This window comes from Mumia spirodelae (assembly GCF_050632745.1).
Taxonomy (GTDB): domain Bacteria; phylum Actinomycetota; class Actinomycetes; order Propionibacteriales; family Nocardioidaceae; genus Mumia.
Genome location: NZ_JBODSD010000003.1, coordinates 98,854 through 113,656, shown reverse-complemented (window position 1 = coordinate 113,656; position 14,803 = coordinate 98,854). Strand labels below are relative to the sequence as shown.

At 72.8% G+C, this 14,803-nt stretch carries 17 protein-coding genes; 8 read left to right on the top strand and 9 right to left on the bottom strand.

Features of this window, described 5'->3' with window-relative positions; genetic code table 11:
* Positions 1-21: 21 nt before the first annotated feature.
* On the top strand, positions 22-882 hold the full coding sequence (locus tag ACQSSQ_RS16065) for a CHAD domain-containing protein (RefSeq protein ID WP_431328121.1): 861 nt from the start codon (positions 22-24) through the stop codon (positions 880-882).
* Positions 883-890: 8 nt separating this feature from the next.
* On the opposite strand, the gene ACQSSQ_RS16060 is transcribed toward ACQSSQ_RS16065, so the two are convergent.
* Entirely contained in the window at positions 891-1,352 is a 462-nt protein-coding gene (locus ACQSSQ_RS16060; RefSeq protein WP_431328120.1) for a hypothetical protein, read from the bottom strand.
* 73 nt (positions 1,353-1,425) lie between these two features.
* On the opposite strand from ACQSSQ_RS16060, the gene ACQSSQ_RS16055 reads away from it, so the two are divergent.
* Positions 1,426-2,217, top strand: coding sequence for a hypothetical protein (locus tag ACQSSQ_RS16055; protein WP_431328119.1), 792 nt, complete (start codon positions 1,426-1,428; stop codon positions 2,215-2,217).
* A 13-nt stretch (positions 2,218-2,230) separates the two neighbouring features.
* Here ACQSSQ_RS16055 and ACQSSQ_RS16050 read toward each other — a convergent pair whose 3' ends face one another.
* The gene (locus ACQSSQ_RS16050) at positions 2,231-3,637 is read right to left on the bottom strand and encodes an MFS transporter (protein WP_431328118.1); all 1,407 of its coding nucleotides are present in this window, start codon (positions 3,635-3,637) and stop codon (positions 2,231-2,233) included.
* A 117-nt stretch (positions 3,638-3,754) separates the two neighbouring features.
* Here ACQSSQ_RS16050 and ACQSSQ_RS16045 point away from each other — a divergent pair, with 117 nt between their 5' ends.
* Genes ACQSSQ_RS16045 through ACQSSQ_RS16035 form a run of 3 tightly spaced genes read left to right on the top strand, consistent with a single transcriptional unit; the run spans position 3,755 to position 5,166 of the window.
* On the top strand, positions 3,755-4,144 hold the full coding sequence (locus ACQSSQ_RS16045; RefSeq protein WP_431328117.1) for a winged helix-turn-helix transcriptional regulator: 390 nt from the start codon (positions 3,755-3,757) through the stop codon (positions 4,142-4,144).
* A 30-nt stretch (positions 4,145-4,174) separates the two neighbouring features.
* Positions 4,175-4,546 (top strand): hypothetical protein, encoded by a 372-nt coding sequence (locus ACQSSQ_RS16040; RefSeq protein WP_431328116.1) that lies wholly within the window; start codon positions 4,175-4,177, stop codon positions 4,544-4,546.
* 32 nt (positions 4,547-4,578) lie between these two features.
* Positions 4,579-5,166 (top strand): TetR/AcrR family transcriptional regulator, encoded by a 588-nt coding sequence (locus ACQSSQ_RS16035; RefSeq protein ID WP_431328115.1) that lies wholly within the window; start codon positions 4,579-4,581, stop codon positions 5,164-5,166.
* A 20-nt stretch (positions 5,167-5,186) separates the two neighbouring features.
* On the opposite strand, the gene ACQSSQ_RS16030 is transcribed toward ACQSSQ_RS16035, so the two are convergent.
* Together ACQSSQ_RS16030 and ACQSSQ_RS16025 are read right to left on the bottom strand one after the other, a co-directional pair.
* Complete coding sequence (locus tag ACQSSQ_RS16030) at positions 5,187-5,651, bottom strand: acyl-CoA thioesterase (protein WP_431328114.1); 465 nt, start codon at positions 5,649-5,651, stop codon at positions 5,187-5,189.
* Positions 5,652-5,691: 40 nt separating this feature from the next.
* Complete coding sequence (locus ACQSSQ_RS16025; protein WP_431328113.1) at positions 5,692-6,192, bottom strand: DinB family protein; 501 nt, start codon at positions 6,190-6,192, stop codon at positions 5,692-5,694.
* 34 nt (positions 6,193-6,226) lie between these two features.
* Between ACQSSQ_RS16025 and ACQSSQ_RS16020 the strand changes: the two genes are divergently transcribed.
* Positions 6,227-6,892, top strand: coding sequence for a 4a-hydroxytetrahydrobiopterin dehydratase (locus ACQSSQ_RS16020; RefSeq protein ID WP_431328112.1), 666 nt, complete (start codon positions 6,227-6,229; stop codon positions 6,890-6,892).
* 73 nt (positions 6,893-6,965) lie between these two features.
* A complete protein-coding gene (locus ACQSSQ_RS16015) occupies positions 6,966-7,739 on the top strand; it encodes a hypothetical protein (RefSeq protein WP_431328111.1) in 774 nt (257 codons plus the stop codon).
* A 9-nt stretch (positions 7,740-7,748) separates the two neighbouring features.
* Here the strand turns inward: ACQSSQ_RS16015 and ACQSSQ_RS16010 are convergent, their stop codons facing one another.
* Genes ACQSSQ_RS16010 through ACQSSQ_RS15995 form a run of 4 tightly spaced genes read right to left on the bottom strand, consistent with a single transcriptional unit; the run spans position 7,749 to position 11,097 of the window.
* Complete coding sequence (locus ACQSSQ_RS16010; RefSeq protein WP_431328110.1) at positions 7,749-8,576, bottom strand: phosphotransferase family protein; 828 nt, start codon at positions 8,574-8,576, stop codon at positions 7,749-7,751.
* 33 nt (positions 8,577-8,609) lie between these two features.
* Positions 8,610-9,392: an MBL fold metallo-hydrolase gene (locus ACQSSQ_RS16005; protein WP_431328109.1), complete on the bottom strand. Its 783-nt coding sequence runs from the start codon at positions 9,390-9,392 to the stop codon at positions 8,610-8,612.
* The gene (locus tag ACQSSQ_RS16000; protein ID WP_431328108.1) at positions 9,389-10,234 is read right to left on the bottom strand and encodes an alpha/beta hydrolase; all 846 of its coding nucleotides are present in this window, start codon (positions 10,232-10,234) and stop codon (positions 9,389-9,391) included. Before ACQSSQ_RS16000 ends, ACQSSQ_RS16005 begins: the two co-directional genes overlap by 4 nt.
* Positions 10,231-11,097: an alpha/beta fold hydrolase gene (locus ACQSSQ_RS15995; protein ID WP_431328107.1), complete on the bottom strand. Its 867-nt coding sequence runs from the start codon at positions 11,095-11,097 to the stop codon at positions 10,231-10,233. Before ACQSSQ_RS15995 ends, ACQSSQ_RS16000 begins: the two co-directional genes overlap by 4 nt.
* Before the next feature lie 274 nt (positions 11,098-11,371).
* Here ACQSSQ_RS15995 and ACQSSQ_RS15990 point away from each other — a divergent pair, with 274 nt between their 5' ends.
* Entirely contained in the window at positions 11,372-12,013 is a 642-nt protein-coding gene (locus ACQSSQ_RS15990) for a TetR/AcrR family transcriptional regulator (protein WP_431328106.1), read from the top strand.
* Between the two features lie 4 nt (positions 12,014-12,017).
* Here ACQSSQ_RS15990 and ACQSSQ_RS15985 read toward each other — a convergent pair whose 3' ends face one another.
* A complete protein-coding gene (locus ACQSSQ_RS15985; protein WP_431328482.1) occupies positions 12,018-14,744 on the bottom strand; it encodes an AAA family ATPase in 2,727 nt (908 codons plus the stop codon).
* Positions 14,745-14,803: the final 59 nt, after the last annotated feature.

Here is a 14,803-nt window from a genome sequence, read left to right as displayed (position 1 = left end):
GTGTCGGAGTACCGTCCCTCCATGAGCGACGGTTCAGGAAGACCCGCCGATGCCGGGGACGCTGCCGTCACAGGCCTGCGGGCGATCGCCGACGGTCTCGACGCCACGCTCGGACCGGCGCTGCTGGATCAGCCGGACGGCGTCCACGCCCACCGCAAGGCGGTACGCCGGTTGCGCAGCGCCCTCGCGGCGTACCGGCCGTTCTTCGACGACGACGCCGTCCACCGCCTCCACGTCGCCTACCGGGAGTGGGGTCGTGAGCTCGGAGCGGCGCGCGACCTCGAGGTGCGGATCGCCGCCGCCGAGCGGTTCCTCGCCGCGGACGGGACCGCTCCGGCGACCGGCCGGCTGCTCGCGGGACTGCGGGACGACTACCGCGTGTCCCACCGACAGGTCGTACGCCGGGGGGTGACCGTCGCGGCGGCCGAGCGCCGGGCCGAGCTCACGGCGTTCCTCGACGCCCCGCCGCTCACGGACAAGGCGCGCCGTCGGACCAAGCGCGGGGTGCGGCGCCGGCTCGTGAAGGAAGGCGACCGCGTGCTGCGCCGGGCCGACAGCGCAGCGGCGAACCCGGACGACGTCGCCGCCCTGCACGAGGTGCGCAAGTCGGCGCGGCGTCTGCGCTACGCCGTCGAGGCGGTCACGCGGCCACCCGTGGCGCTGTTCGGCGCCAAGGCGAAGGCGCTCGCCGACGCGGCCGAGCGGATCCACGACCTGCTCGGCGACCAACGCGACGCCCTCGCGTTCGCCGACCACGTGGAGGGGCGCGCCGGCGTGGCCGACGACGCCGTCGCCCGTGCGCGGGCCGAGGCCGCCGAGCGGCGCGCCGATCTCCCGGCCGCCGTCGACGACCTGCGCGCGGCGCTCGACCGTTTTCGCTGACGCAGCGCTCAGGCCCCCGGCATGCGCCCGGGTCCGTCGACCTCGGGGACGACCGGTGGCGGCAGCGGCCCGGGTCGGCGCTCTCGCAGGAACCTGCGCGCGGCCACGGCGGCCGCGATGCCGATCCCGGCGATGGACGTCGTGATGACGATGTCCCGCCACCAGGGTGGGCCGGGCTGGTCGGTGTTGCCGACGCAGTCGTGCATCGGGTTCGGCGCCTCGGTGTTCAGCAGGAACGTGCGGGCCGCCGAGACGTACGCGGTCGCGGCGGTCGGGTCCCAGCCGCCGGGGTTGAGCAGCTTGTACCAGGTGCCGTTGCGGCGGTGGATCCGGCAGGTCACGTTGGTCGCCGCCGAGTGGAAGTGGTCGTCCGGGCCCAGGTACGCGATCACCCGTCGGCCGCTGTAGATCGGAACGCTGTCGGCCGGGTCGCTCACTCGGGCAGCCGGGTAGTCGGCTTCGAGTCCCATCCGTCCACGGTAGGGACCGGAGCGCTCATCGGCGATCGGTGTGCATCGCGCCCGGCCGGTAGCGTCGTCACGGATGGCGCACCCGACGACAGCCGCAGCCCCGACGAAACCGTCCGCCCCGCTCGCGTGGGCCGTGCTGGGAGCGGCCCTGCTCCAGGTCGTGGTGCCGGCGTTCCAGGCCCTCGGAGACCTCGGAGCGCCCCCGAGCAGCCAGGGCGAGGACCTGCTGATCACGCCGGCCGGCTACACCTTCTCGATCTGGAGCCTCGTCTACCTGCTGACGATCGTCTACGGCGTCGTGGTGGTGGTGAAGCGCACCACCGGCACAGCGGCGCCGGACCGTCTCCTTCGAGACCTTCTGCTCCTGTACGCCGGTGCCGCGCTGTGGATCGTCGTCTCCGCGCTCGAGTGGTCGTGGGCGACGGCGCTGGTGCTCGTCGCCATGGTCGTGGTCGCCGTCGACGCCGCCCGTGCGGTGGCACGGTCCGCAGCCGATCCCGCGGCCCCTGGGTGGCTGCGCCCCCTCGCACTCGTCACGACGGGCGTCTACGCAGGCTGGGTGACGGCGGCGGGAGTCCTCAACGTCTGTACGGCGCTGGTCGACGCCGGCTGGCTCGACGGCGACGAGGTCGGCTGGCAGGTCGGCGTCCTGCTGCTCACGGCCGTCATCGCCTCGGCGATCAGCGTCTACCTCGGAGGCTCGTGGGCGTACGCGGCGACGCTCGTCTGGGCGCTGGTCGGCGTGGTGGTGGCCGTGCGGGAGACCTCGGGAACGCTCGTCGCGGCAGCGGTGGTCGCCGCCGTCGTGGTGGTCGCGGTGAACGTCGGGCTCCTGCTGCGCGGGGCGTCCGACCGCTCCCGCTGACAGGGGCTCGAGGTCAGGTCGCGCTCACGGGTCGCGGGCGGATCCAGGCGGTGACGCCGACCACGACCGCGAGCAGGGCAGCGACGGCGGGGACGACGAGGGCCCGCCGGTAGTCCTCGAGCGTGGCCACGCCGGAGCCGTCCCCGACCAGGACGATCGTCACCAGCGAGAGTCCCAGCGCGGCGCCGAACTGGAACGCGGTGTTGACGATCCCGCCGGCGACACCGTGCTCGGACTCGTCGAGGCCTTCGGTCGCCGCCGCGGTCAGCGGGCCGTACACGAGCGCGAAGGCGACGGCGACCAGCAGCAGCGTCGGCAGGAGGTCGAGGTACGTCCAGTCGGACCCCAGACGCAGCAGCAGCCCGAAGGCGATCGCGGCGCTGACGAACCCGGCTGTCATGACGACGACGTTGCCCGCGGTGCGTACGAGCCGCGGCGTGAGCAGCGGGGCCAGCACCAGGTCGGCGCCCATGATGGCGAACGTCAGGCCGGTCTCGAGCGGGCTCCAGCCGCGGAGGTCCTGGAGGTAGAGCGTCACGACCAGCTGGAAGCCGAAGAACGCGGCCATGAACAGCAGGCCCGACGTGCTGGTCGCGAGGAGCAGCCCGTGGCGCAGGATGCTCAGGCGGACGAGCGGTGCCGCCGCGTGTCGCTCGATCGCGACGAAGCCCGCGAGGAGCACGGCGGCGACCACCAGCGCGACCACGCCGCTGGAGGTGTGCCCCTCGCCCAGGTTCACGATGCCGAGGACGAGCGAGACCATCGCGCCGGTCACCGCGACGGCTCCACCGATGTCGAAGCCGCTCGTCGGGCGGTCGTGCGGTGTGTCGGGACGGATGAGCGCACGGCCGGCGACGAGCAGCAGCGCGCCGAGGAGCACCGGGGCGAAGAAGACCCAGCGCCACCCTGCCGAGGTGAGCACCCCGCCCGCGACCATCCCGAGCGTGAACCCGCCCGCCCCGACGGCGCCGTACACCGTGAGCGCGCGGATCCGGAGCGGGCCCTCGGGGAAGCTGGTCGTGACGATGCTGAACCCTGCCGGTGTCATGAAGCCGGCCGCGACACCCGTCGCGAACCGGGCCGCCACGAGGAGCCAGCCGGAGTCGGCGAACCCTCCGATGCCGGAGAACGCCACGAACACGGTCAGCCCGACCAGGAACACGCGACGTCGGCCGAACAGGTCCGCCGAGCGCCCGCCGAGGAGCATGAAGCCCGCGTAGCCGAGGACGTACGCGCTGATGATCCAGTGCGCCGACCCGGTCGCGATGTCGAGGTCGTCGACGATCGCGGGGACGGCGACGTTGAGCATCGCGATGTCGACGCCCTCCAGGAACAGCGCTCCGCACAGGACGAGAAGGACGCCCCATGCGCGTGCGGTCATCTGCGGCTCGGTCCGGTCGATGGTGGGCGTCGTGGCCACGGGCTGTCCTCCGGTTACCTGATCGGATACTGGTTACCTCTTGTAACTGCCTTCAGTCTGGGTGAGCATGGAGCCATGGCGGAAGTACGCACTTCAACGTCACCTGGTTCCTCCGAGGTGACCGTGGACGGCGAGGACTGCTGGGACGTGTTCCAGTGGGACGCGCGGGAGAACTGCGAGGTGCGGCAGATCCTCGACCGGATCGCCGACAAGTGGTCGCTGCTGGTCATCTCGTTGCTCGAGGAGAAGACCATGCGGTTCAACGAGCTGCGGCGTGCGATCGACGGCATCAGCCAGCGCATGCTGACCGTGACTCTGCGCAACCTCGAGCGGGACGGCCTGATCTGCCGGACGGTGTACGCCGAGGTCCCGCCCCGCGTCGAGTACCACCTCACCGCCCTCGGCTGCACGCTGCTCGGCACGATCCAGTCCCTCGTGCGGTGGACCGAGGAGCACCAGGAGGAGATCGTCCAGGCGCGGGCCGAGTTCGACCGCGCGGCACGCTGAGCCGACCCCTGCTCGCGCTAGGCTCCCTCCGTGGTGGCCGCGTGGATCGTCGTCGCGGTCCTGGTCCTGCTCGCCGCCCTCCAGCTCGCGCTCGCCTGCGGCCTGCCGTGGGGCGCGTTCGCGTGGGGCGGGCAGCACGAGACCTTGCCGACGCCGTTGCGGATCGCCAGCGCGTGCACGATCCCGGTGTACGCGGTGATGGCCGTCGTCGTCCTGGACCGTGCCGGCGAGATCGACGTGCTGCCGGAGGCGGCGGCTGACGTCGGTGCCTGGGTCGTGTTCGGGTTCGCCGCGCTCAGCGTCGCGGTCAACGCGATGTCGCGCAGCACGAAGGAGCGCGTCACCATGACGCCGCTGTCGGTCGTGCTCGCGGTCGCGTCGCTCCTTGTCGCGACGGCGTGAGGGCGAGCGTCGCGCCGACCTAGACTCGACCCATGAGCATGACGACCGACGGGCGCCGGGCCCGGGGCGACGCGACGCGGCAGAAGGTCGCGCGGTACGCCGCCGACCAGGCCACGCTCCACGGCCTCGACTCGGTCTCGGTCGGGCAGCTCGCGACCGCGACGGGGGTGAGCAAGAGCGGCATCCTCACCGTCTTCGAGAACCGGGAGGCGATCCAGCTCGCGGCGATCGCCGAGGCACGCCGCGTGTTCGTCGCCGAGGTGGTCGCGCCGGTGTGGACGGTCGAGGCGGGTGCGCCGCGGTTGCGTGCCCTCGTCGAGAGCTGGGCAGCGTACGTGCGTCGGCACGTGTTCCCCGGCGGTTGCTTCCTCGTCACCACGTCGGCCGAGTACGGCGCCCAGCAGGGGGGCGTCGCCGACGCGGTGCGGGCGCTCAAGCGCGAGTGGCTCGAGGTCCTCGCGTCCGACGCCGCCCTCGCAGGTGGCGACGGCCGCAAGGCGGCCTTCGCGCTCGACGCCTTCCTCGCCGCCGGCAGCGTCCGCCACGCGCTCTTCGAGGACGACGCCGAGCTCGAGCTCGCGGTCTCCTGCGCCTTCGACGTGATCGACGCGCTGGGCTGAAGCGGGTCGGCGTCCCCGGCTCAGGCCGTCGGTCGTACGAGGTCGTCGGCGAGGAGCGGCGCCGCGTACGCCCACTGCTCCTCGGTCAGCGGCACCGGGCGCAGCGTCGCCGGATCGAGGTTGATCAGGCGGCGTGATCCCTCGGCGTGCAGCGTCTGGAGGTCCGCGGACAGGATCTGGAACCGGTAGTTCACGTTCGTGCGCCCCGCCTCCTCGACCCACAGGTGGACCGCCACGTCGCCGACCGCGGTGATCGGCTGGTGGAACCTCAGCTGGAGGTCGCGGATGACCTGCACGGACTCGGTCGGGTCGAGCACCCAGCCGGCGTCGGTCCAGAAGTCGATGACCGCGTGGTCGAAGAGCCGCGCGTACTCGACGTGGTTGAGCATCCCGAAGCCGTCGAGGTCGTCGAGGTAGACCCGCACCGGGATCACCACGCCGTACGCGGGGTCGGTGGTTGCCGTCGTGCCGTTGGTGAGCGTCATCCTGCAACAATACGACCGATCGGTCGTAAAGTCACGAGGTCTACTCCTCCGCCAGGATCTGCTCCCGCAGGATGTCGGCGTGCCCGCAGTGCTGAGCGATCTCGCGCAGCATGTGGAAGTACACCCACCGCAGCGGGAGCGGACCGCGGCGGTTGCCTCGTACGACGTCGTCCAGGTCGAGCGACGCCGCCGCGCTCCGCGAGGCCTCGACTGCGTCGCGGTACCCCGCTCGCACCGACGCGATCGTGTCCTCGTCGGCGAGGTCGAAGGACTCGTCGGGCGACGCCGGGATGCCGATCTCCGTGCGGGACCGGCAGCTGATCGCCTCGTCGAACCACACCTTCTCGACGAACGTCGCGTGCTTCACGAGCCCGAGGAGCGTCGTCTTCGACGGCACGAGTCGCCGGCGGGCCTGCTCCTCGGTCAGACCGTCGAGCGCGTCGTGGATCGCCGCGCGGTGCTCGTCGAGGAACGTCTCGAGCTGGGTGTGCGCGGGGGAGGCGATCACGTCGTCCGCGTACGTCGGAGGGAAGGTGGGCATGCGCGCCAGCCTCTCACGGCGGCAGCATGAGGGGATGAGCACCGACACCCTGACCGGGCAGCAGGTCGCCGACGAGGATCTCGACGGCTGGGTCCTGCTCCTCGGCGGTCTGCAGACCCGCATCCACACCCCCGACTTCGCGACCGGACTGCGGGTGGTCGACGCGATCGGCGCCGCCGCCGACGCGATGGACCACCATCCGGAGCTCGACCTCCGGTACTCCCACGTCGACGTGCGGCTCTCCAGCCACGACGCCCGCGGAGTCACCGAGCGAGACGTCCGGCTCGCCCGGCGGATCGACGCGATCGTCGCCGACGCGGGGGACGGCGTACGACGGGAGTCGGCGAGCGTCTCCCGCCTCGAGCTGGCGCTCGACAGCCCGTCGTCCCGGGACGTGATCCCGTTCTGGGCCGCGGTGACCGCGACGGAGGACCAGGTCGTCAACGGGGTCGACGACGAGGTCCGCGACGCGTACGGGGCCTTCCCCACGATCTGGTTCCAGCAGTCGGGCCGCGAGGAGCCGCGTCAGCGGTGGCACCTCGACGTGTGGGTCCCGCCCGAGCAGGTGCAGCCGCGGATCGACGCGGCGCTCGCCGCGGGAGGGACCCTCGTCAGCGATGCCGAGGCGCCGAGCTTCTGGGTCCTCGCCGACCCCGAGGGCAACAAGGTCTGCCTCTGCACCTGGCAGGACCGTGGCTGACAATCGCGCCGGGCGTGACCCCGTGTCTCCCTAGCGTCGACGGTGGGGTTCAGGCGCACGGGGGGTGGTGGCCATGAGCATCGGCCACTGGTTCGAGAACGACAAGCTGTGGGACCGGATCGGCAAGACGGGGACGGCGATCATCGCGCTGGCCACGCTCGTCGCGGTCCTCCTGACGGCGCGGTCGACGCACGACCAGTCGACCGCGCTCGCGCGCCAGTCGGAGACGTTGAGCCAGCAGGTAGCCCTCGACCGGGCCGAGTCCAAGTCGCAGCAGCTGACGTCGATCGCCGCCTCGATGACCAGCCCACGGGAGTCGACGCGGATCATGGGCCTGTACGGGTTCGTCAACTACGTCGAGGCGTTCCCCGAGAAGGCGCAGCAGGTCAGCCAGATGATGGCCGCCTACCTCGACGCGGACGACAAGGCTCCGGCCGGCTCGAGGATGAGCCGGTACGAGCGCCGCGTGCTCGTCAGCCTCCTCACCGAGGTGACGGTGATCGGCGACGACACCCCGCCGTCGTTCGACCTCGCCGGCTCGGTCATCACCAGCGCGATGGCGGGACTGCGCTCGGACGGTGGCTACTTCCGCGGGACAACCTTCGAGGACTCGCTGCAGGGGTCGCAGTGGCGCTGCGTGGACGCCGCGGACGCGACGGTGACCGGGTCGCTCGCCGGCGCGTCGTGGCAGGCGGTCGCGCTCGACGGTGCCGACCTGCGCAAGGCGACGATCGACGCGGAGACGACGATCAGCGGCTACTGGACGGACGGGGGCGAGCCCAAGCTGCCGCGCGGTCTGGTCGCGGTCCGGATGACCGACGCCGTCGTGGACGGCATGTGCGACTGACCGACCAGGTCAGGGCGCGGCGTCCGGCTCGGCGGCATCGGCGAACAGCTCGGCGATCGCCCGCAGCGCGTTGCGCCGGTAGTCGTCCCGGCCGGACTCGAGACCGTACGCGAGGTCCTCGAGCGCCCGGGCACGTGCGTGGAAGACGGCGCGCTCCCGCAGGCCCTCGTCCGCGCCGCCGCTGCCGTAGGCGGCAAGGGCGTGCTCGAACGACCGGCGTCCCAGGTCGCGGAGGACGAGACCGAGGTCGAGCGCGGGATCGGTCAGCGCGGCGTCGGACCAGTCGATGATGCCCGTGATGACGCGCGGGTCGGCGTCGACGAAGACGTGCTCGGCGCCGAGGTCGTTGTGGGACAGCACGAGCCGGGGTGCCGCCGGCGGGGCGGGTGCCTCGACGAAGCGCTCGACCGTACGCCGCTGGTCGGCGGTGAGCGTCCCGTCCACGACGTCGAGGGTGCCGGCCGCCTCGTCCCGCAGCTCGCCCAGCGGGGTGTCGTCGACCGGGACCAGGTCCGCGACGGTCTCCGGCGGGACCTCATGGAGCGCGGCGAGGAAGGAACCGAGATCGGTCGCGATCCCGTCCCGTACCGGCGCGTCGAGCGCGTCGAGACGGGGGAGCAGCGGCCCGCCGGGGAGGGCGGCCATCTCCATCACGTCCTCGTCGGGCCAGACCTCGACCACCGTGGGCACCGCGAGCGGGGAGACCGCCGCGACGACCCGGAGCAGCGCGGCCTCGTGCTCGGAGGTCAGGCAGTCCGCCTCGGGGAGGCGGCGCCGCAGCAGCGTGCCGCGCTCGGTGCGGCGTACCCGGTGGTCGACCCCGCCGCTCTCCTCCACGGCGCCAGCATGGCACGGCACCGGCGGGTCCGCCTACACCTCCCGCGCGACCCCCGGCTCCAGCCAGGCGATCCGCGCCCGGACGTCCGGCGGAGCAGCGTCGACGGCCGCGTGCAGGTGCGCCGGCGGCTCGCTGAAGTGCGACCAGCCCTCGTAGTGGACCGGCACGGCGACGCGTGGTCCGAGCCGCTCGATCAGCGCGACGGCGTCGGCCCCGTCCATCGAGTAGCGCAGCGGTCCGGTGATCGGGAAGCGCACCTTGCCCACGTGCACCAGCGCCACGTCGACGTCGAGCTCGTCCGCGGTCGCGCGCAGCGGGCCGTGGAGGACGGTGTCGCCGGTCATCCAGACGGCGGTACGAGGCTCGTCGCCGCGACGGACGGCGAACCCGACGACAGGACCCACGATCGGACGGCTGAGCGGGGGGCCGTGGCGGCACGGGGTCGCCCGCACGGTGAGCGTACGACCGTCCGCCGCGCGCACCACCGTCTCGTCACCGGCGGCGAGACCACGGACGTCGCCGCCCCCGGCGATCCGCCTCGCGCCCGCACGGGTCGTCACCACCACGCCGGCGCGGGCGAGCAGGTCGCGCCCGGCGTCGTCGAGGTTGTCCGCGTGGTGGTCGTGGCTCAGCAGGACCAGGTCGACCGGCTCGACCTCCGCCCGCCCGAGCGCCGGGCCGGCCGTCTTGCGGGACGACGTGCCCCACCCGAAGCCGTACCGCCGTCCCGGTGGGTCGAAGGTGGGGTCGGTGAGGATCCGCCACCCGTCGAGCTCCACCAGGACGGTCGGTCCGCCGAGGTGCGTCAGTCTCACGCGTCGGCGGCGGGCGTCGTACGCGGTGCCGTCCGGGCGTGCTCCAGCGCCCAGTCGAGCGCGTGGTCGGCGACGGCCTCCCATCCCGGAGCGGCGCACGTCCAGTGGTCGCGACCCTCGAACTCGTAGTACTCGGTGAGCGACGCCGACTTCTTGTAGTGCTTCGCGTTCGACTTGTTGACCGACGGCGGCATGATGTGGTCCTCGCCGCCGCCGATGAACAGCAGGGGAGCGCGGTCGTCGTTGTCGTAGTCGACCCACGTCTCCTGGTGGCCGGGCTTGAAGTTCGCGAAGAGGCCGTACGACCACACCCAGTTCCCGGGCGCGGGGATCGCGTAGCGCTCCCAGACCTTGTCCGACTCCTCCCGGGTCAGCGTGTTGGTGAAGGCGTAGTGGAACTCCTCCGCGGTGAACCCGACCGCCTTGTGCAGGTTGGCGGGGTTCTTCAGGGCCGGGAACAGCGACTTCACCTGCGACAGGGGGTTCACGCGGACGCCCTCGGTGGGCGCCGAGTCGATCACGACCCCCGACGCGCCGAGGCCGCGCGCGAGCAGGAGCTGCGTGAGGGTGCCACCGAAGGAGTGGCCCATGATGATCGGCGGTGCGTCGAGCGCCTCGATCACCGAGGCGAGGTGGTCGACGGTCTCGGGGACCGTGAGGTTGGCGATGATGTCCGGGTTCTCGCGCAGCGCCTCGACCTCGATCTCGAAGCCGGGGTAGCCGGGCGTCAGCACGGTGAAGCCCTTGGCGCCGTAGTAGTCCACCCAGCCTTCCCAGCTGCGCGGTGTCATCCAGAGCCCGTGCACGAGCACGATCGTGTCGGGGCGTGGCGAGTCGGTCATGGTGCGTCCTCTCGGTTGGTGGTGCGGCGATCAGGTGGGGTCGTTCCGTCGATGAAGGCGAGCAGGTCCTGGTGGAGGCGGTCGCGCGCGGTGTCGGGGAGCCCGTGCGCACCGCCCTCGTACACGGTCAGCACGGCGCCCTCGACCAGCGCTGCCGTCCGCTCGCCGCCGACCCCGAGCGGCACGACGCGGTCGTCGTCCCCGTGGATCACCAGGGTCGGGACGTCGACGACGGCGAGGTCGGGGCGGAAGTCGGTCGCCGAGAAGGCGGCGATGCACTCGTACGCCGCGCGGTGGCCGGCGGTCATCCCCTGCATCCAGAACGCGTCGCGGAACCCTCGGTCCACGGGGTGCCGGTCGTGTCCGAAGAACGGGCCGTCGGCGAGGTCGCGGTAGAGCTGGGAGCGGTCGGCGAGCTCGCCGGAGCGCAGCGCGTCGAAGACCGCGATCGGCAGGCCCTCGGGGTTGTCGTCCGTCCGCACCATCATCGGCGGCACGGCCGACACCAGGACGAGCCGCGCGATCCGGCCGCTGCCGTGCCGGGCGAGGTAGCGGACGGCCTCTCCGCCCCCGGTCGAGTGGCCGACGAGCGTGACGTCGCGGAGGTCGAGCGTGTCGAGGAGCGTCGCGAGGTCGTCGGCGTAGGTGTCCATCTCGTTGCCGTTCCACGTCTGCGAGGACCGCCCGTGGCCGCGCCGGTCGTGCGCGACCGCGCGGTGGCCGTGCTCGGCGAGGAACAGCGCCGCCGCCTCCCACGCGTCGGCGTTCAGCGGCCAGCCGTGGCTCAGCACGACAGGAGATCCGTCGGGGCCCCAGTCCTTGTAGAAGATGCGGGCGCCGTCGTCCACGGTGACGAAGGCCATCGGCACCTCCCCGGGTCGGCTCGTCACCGAGAGCCTGGCCGCCGGGGGCACGTTCGCGGACCACGTGTGTCACGTAGTCCGCGAACGGCGTCTGGCGTACGAGGGGCTCGGTGCCGCCCCCGCCAGCGCCGAGCCCCTTCCGACACCGGTTCGACCCGGCGTCTGTCTTAGAAGAACAGATCTCTTGACGCTTGACAAGATTTTTGCGGACATTTGTCAAGATTCGTCTGCATCGCCCGGTCCGGCCGCGGGCACCGCGCGTACGATGAAGAGGATGAGCACGACCAAGGGAAGCCGAGCGACGCGCCAGCAGGAGCGCGCGGAGCGTGCCGCCGTCGACAAGTTCGAGCGGCGCCGCGACGAGCTCGCCAGCTCCGCACTCACCACGCTCGCCGACCGGGGCTTCGCTCACACGAGCCTGCGCGACATCGCCGAGAACTCGCCCTACTCGCACGGCGTCGTCCACTACTACTTCAGCGACAAGCTCGACCTGATGCAGCACTGCATCCGGCAGTACAAGCAGGACTGCGTCAAGCACTACGACGCGATCCTCGAGTCCGCGACCACGCCCGGTGAGCTTCGGGACGGCTTCGCCGACGCGATGGTCATGACGCTGCAGGACGAGACCACCCTGCACCGCATGTGGTACGACCTGCGCAACCAGAGCATGTACACGACCGAGCTCGTCGGCGTGATCAAGGAGATCGACCTCCTGCTCGAGCAGATGATCTGGCGGGTCGTCTCCCGCTACGCCGAGCTCGCCGACAGCCCGTCGCGGATGTCGTCCCCGGTCGCCTACGCGCTGTACGACGGGCTCTTCCTCCGGGCGCTGATCGACTTCCTCGCCGGCGACCTGGGCGCGCTCGACACGCTGCGGCGCGAGTGCGCCCGCCTGCTCGAGGTCTTCTGCCCGTAGGCGCTCAGCGCAGGTCGTCGCGGCGGTCCGCGAGCTGACGGCGCGAGGAGATCCCGAGCTTCTGGAACACCTTGCGCAGGTGGTAGTCGACCGTGTTCACGCTGATGAAGAGCGTCGACCCGATCTCGGCGTTGGTCCGGCCCGCCGCGGCCAGCCGCGCCACGGTGGCCTCCTGGGCGGTCAGCTCGACCCGTCGACCGTTCCCCCGCGACGCGCCCGCGCCTCCGACGGCGGCGAGCTCTGCGCGCGCCCGGGCGGCGAAGGCGGTGGCGGCGATGCGGTCGAGCTCAGCCACCGCCAGCTCCAGGTGCTCGCGTGCGTCACCGCGACGGCGGACCCGCCGGAGCCACTCGCCGTAGAGCAGGTGGGCCCGCGCGCGCTCGACGGGCACGGCCGCACCGTCGAGCGCCGCCACCGCAGCCCTGTAGTGGTCCTCGGCCACGTCGTCGTCCGACACCAGCGCACGTGACCGCTCGGCGACCCCGCGGTTCCACGGCGACCCGTTGGCGTCCGCCGACGCGGTGAGCAGCTCGACGTAGTCCCGTGCCTCCGCGGCACGGCCCGACCGGACGGCGGCCTCGACGAAGTCGGGGTACTGGATCGGCGTCACCTGCAGGTACGGGTCGTCGATCAGCGGCTTGAGGAGCGCGTACGCGTCGGCGTACGCCCCTTCGGCGAGCGCCCGTGCCGCGAGCGCGCTCGCGGCCGACGCGTGCACCCCGCCGAACCCGAGCGCCCGTGCGCCCTCCGCGACCGCGTCCACCTGCGCGCGCGGCGCGCCCTGCCACGCCAGGTAGGAGACGTTGACGACGTTCTCCGCGTCGTAGCCGATCGCACGGCGCACCTCGCGGACGTGCTCCACGTGCTCGCCGGCCCGATGGGGGCTGCCCCCGTTGAGCTCGGCCAGCGAGAGGATCCACAGCACGGTGTCGAGCACCTGGAGCGCGCCGCGGCCGCGTGCCGCCGCGGCACACCGCGCGAGGAAGGCGTAGCGGGCGTGCGCGTCCCACAGGGCGGTGGTCAGCGACGTGCTGATGGCGCCGAGATCGAGCAGCTGGTCGTCGCCGACCTCCGACAGCGCGTCCACCGCCGCACGCATCGGCGGCACTGCGTCGGCGTACGGCAGGGTGAGGTGCGCGCCGAGGCCGCGCAGGATCGTGGACAGCGGTCCGTCGGCGAGCTCCGCGCCGGCGGTGAGCCGGCGTCCCAGCTCGTCCAGGCTCACTCCTTCGAGGAGTCGCTCGGCCGGCATGGCGTACTCGAAGGCGCGCACCAGCGCGAGCTGCTCCCGCTCCGGGTCGAGGCCGTGGAAGAAGTCCGCGGCCCGCAGCATGCTCTCGCTCGCGCGGACGACCTTGGCGGGGTCGGGGACGAAGATCGCGAGCGCCGTCTCCACCGCGACCACCCGGCCCCGCAGCACGGGGTCGAGCCCGTGCTGGTCGATCTCCGCGAGGAGGCCGTACGCGACCCGCGCCGCGCCGGCGGCGAGGGCGGCCTCGGCGGCCGCGACCTGGCGGCGAACGCGGTCGGGCCCGGGTGGGGTGAGCTCGGCCGCGCGCGTCAGCACGCTGGCCCGGGACGCGTACCCGCCCCGCTCTCCCGCACGGTCGGCCGCCTGCTCCAGCCGGTCCGCGACCGCGGCGTCCGTGCCAACGGTGGCCTTGGCCGCGTGCACGGCCTCCAGGTCGACGAGGCCGAGCTGGTCCGCGGCGGAGGCGAGTGCGGCGTGGACGCGGCGACGCTCGGGACCCGGGGACGACGAGTACGCCGCGGAGCGGACGAGCGGATGGCGGAACCGGATCGACGGGCCGAGCGTCACCAGGCCCGCGGCCTCGGCCTCGTCGGCGGCGGTGGCGTCGATCCCGAGCGCCTGGGACGCCCGCAGCACCAGGTCGGCGTCCCCGGTGGAGTCGGCGGCGGCGACGAGGAGGAACCGTTGGGTCCCGTCGTCGGTGCGCCGGACCTGGCGGACGTAGTGCGCCTCGAGCGTGCGCCCGACCGGCATCGGGTCGTCGCCCAGGCTCGACGCCGTCAGCTCGGCGACCGTGAGTCCACGGGCGAGGTCGATCAGCGCGAGCGGGTTCCCGCCCGTGGCGCGGACGATGGCCGTCGCGGCGAGCGGGTCGAGACGCTCCTGCACCGTCGACGTGAGCAGGGTCAGGGCGGCATCGCGGTCGAGCCCGCCGAGGTGCAGCGTCGGCACCCCCGCCGTCCTGGCGGTCGTCGCCTCGTCGTCGCGGGCCGCGAGCACGATCGCCAGCGACTCGGCCTGCAGCCGCCTCGCCACGAACGCCAGGACCTCGAGCGACTCCGCGTCCAGCCAGTGCGCGTCGTCGACCGCGCAGACGAGGGGACGCTCGGCGCCGGCGGCCGCGAGCAGCCCGAGGAGCCCGAGGCCGACCAGGAACCGGTCCGGAGGGCGCCCGTCCGAGGACTCCTCGGTCGTGCCGGTGGCGTTCCGCAGCGCGTGCAGCTGAGACGCCGGCAGCGCGTCCTCGTACCGCCGCAGCGGGGCGAGCAGACGGTGCAGCCCGGAGAACGCGATCGTCGACTCGGCCTCGTAGCCGTCGACCCGGAGGACCCCCACACCGGTGAGGCCGGAGGTGGCGGCGCTCAGGAGTGCCGTCTTGCCGATGCCGGGGTCGCCGCGGACCACGAGGGCGCCGCCGATCTGGTTGCGGGCAGCCGTGACCAGCGCGCGGATCGTGCGCAGCTCGTCGGCTCGGCCCAGCAGCCGGGGAGGTGTCTCGGCGATGGCAGAACAGTAGTGGTCGGACAGGCGCGCCGTCT

Coding starts and splice junctions, on each gene's coding strand:
- ACQSSQ_RS16065 (WP_431328121.1), top strand. CDS start 22: ATGAGCGACGGTTCAGGAAGACCCGCCGATGCCGGGGACGCTGCCGTC.
- ACQSSQ_RS16060 (WP_431328120.1), bottom strand. CDS start 1,352: ATGGGACTCGAAGCCGACTACCCGGCTGCCCGAGTGAGCGACCCGGCC.
- ACQSSQ_RS16055 (WP_431328119.1), top strand. CDS start 1,426: ATGGCGCACCCGACGACAGCCGCAGCCCCGACGAAACCGTCCGCCCCG.
- ACQSSQ_RS16035 (WP_431328115.1), top strand. CDS start 4,579: ATGAGCATGACGACCGACGGGCGCCGGGCCCGGGGCGACGCGACGCGG.
- ACQSSQ_RS16030 (WP_431328114.1), bottom strand. CDS start 5,651: ATGACGCTCACCAACGGCACGACGGCAACCACCGACCCCGCGTACGGC.
- ACQSSQ_RS16025 (WP_431328113.1), bottom strand. CDS start 6,192: ATGCCCACCTTCCCTCCGACGTACGCGGACGACGTGATCGCCTCCCCC.
- ACQSSQ_RS16020 (WP_431328112.1), top strand. CDS start 6,227: ATGAGCACCGACACCCTGACCGGGCAGCAGGTCGCCGACGAGGATCTC.
- ACQSSQ_RS16015 (WP_431328111.1), top strand. CDS start 6,966: ATGAGCATCGGCCACTGGTTCGAGAACGACAAGCTGTGGGACCGGATC.
- ACQSSQ_RS16000 (WP_431328108.1), bottom strand. CDS start 10,234: ATGACCGACTCGCCACGCCCCGACACGATCGTGCTCGTGCACGGGCTC.
- ACQSSQ_RS15995 (WP_431328107.1), bottom strand. CDS start 11,097: ATGGCCTTCGTCACCGTGGACGACGGCGCCCGCATCTTCTACAAGGAC.
- ACQSSQ_RS15990 (WP_431328106.1), top strand. CDS start 11,372: ATGAGCACGACCAAGGGAAGCCGAGCGACGCGCCAGCAGGAGCGCGCG.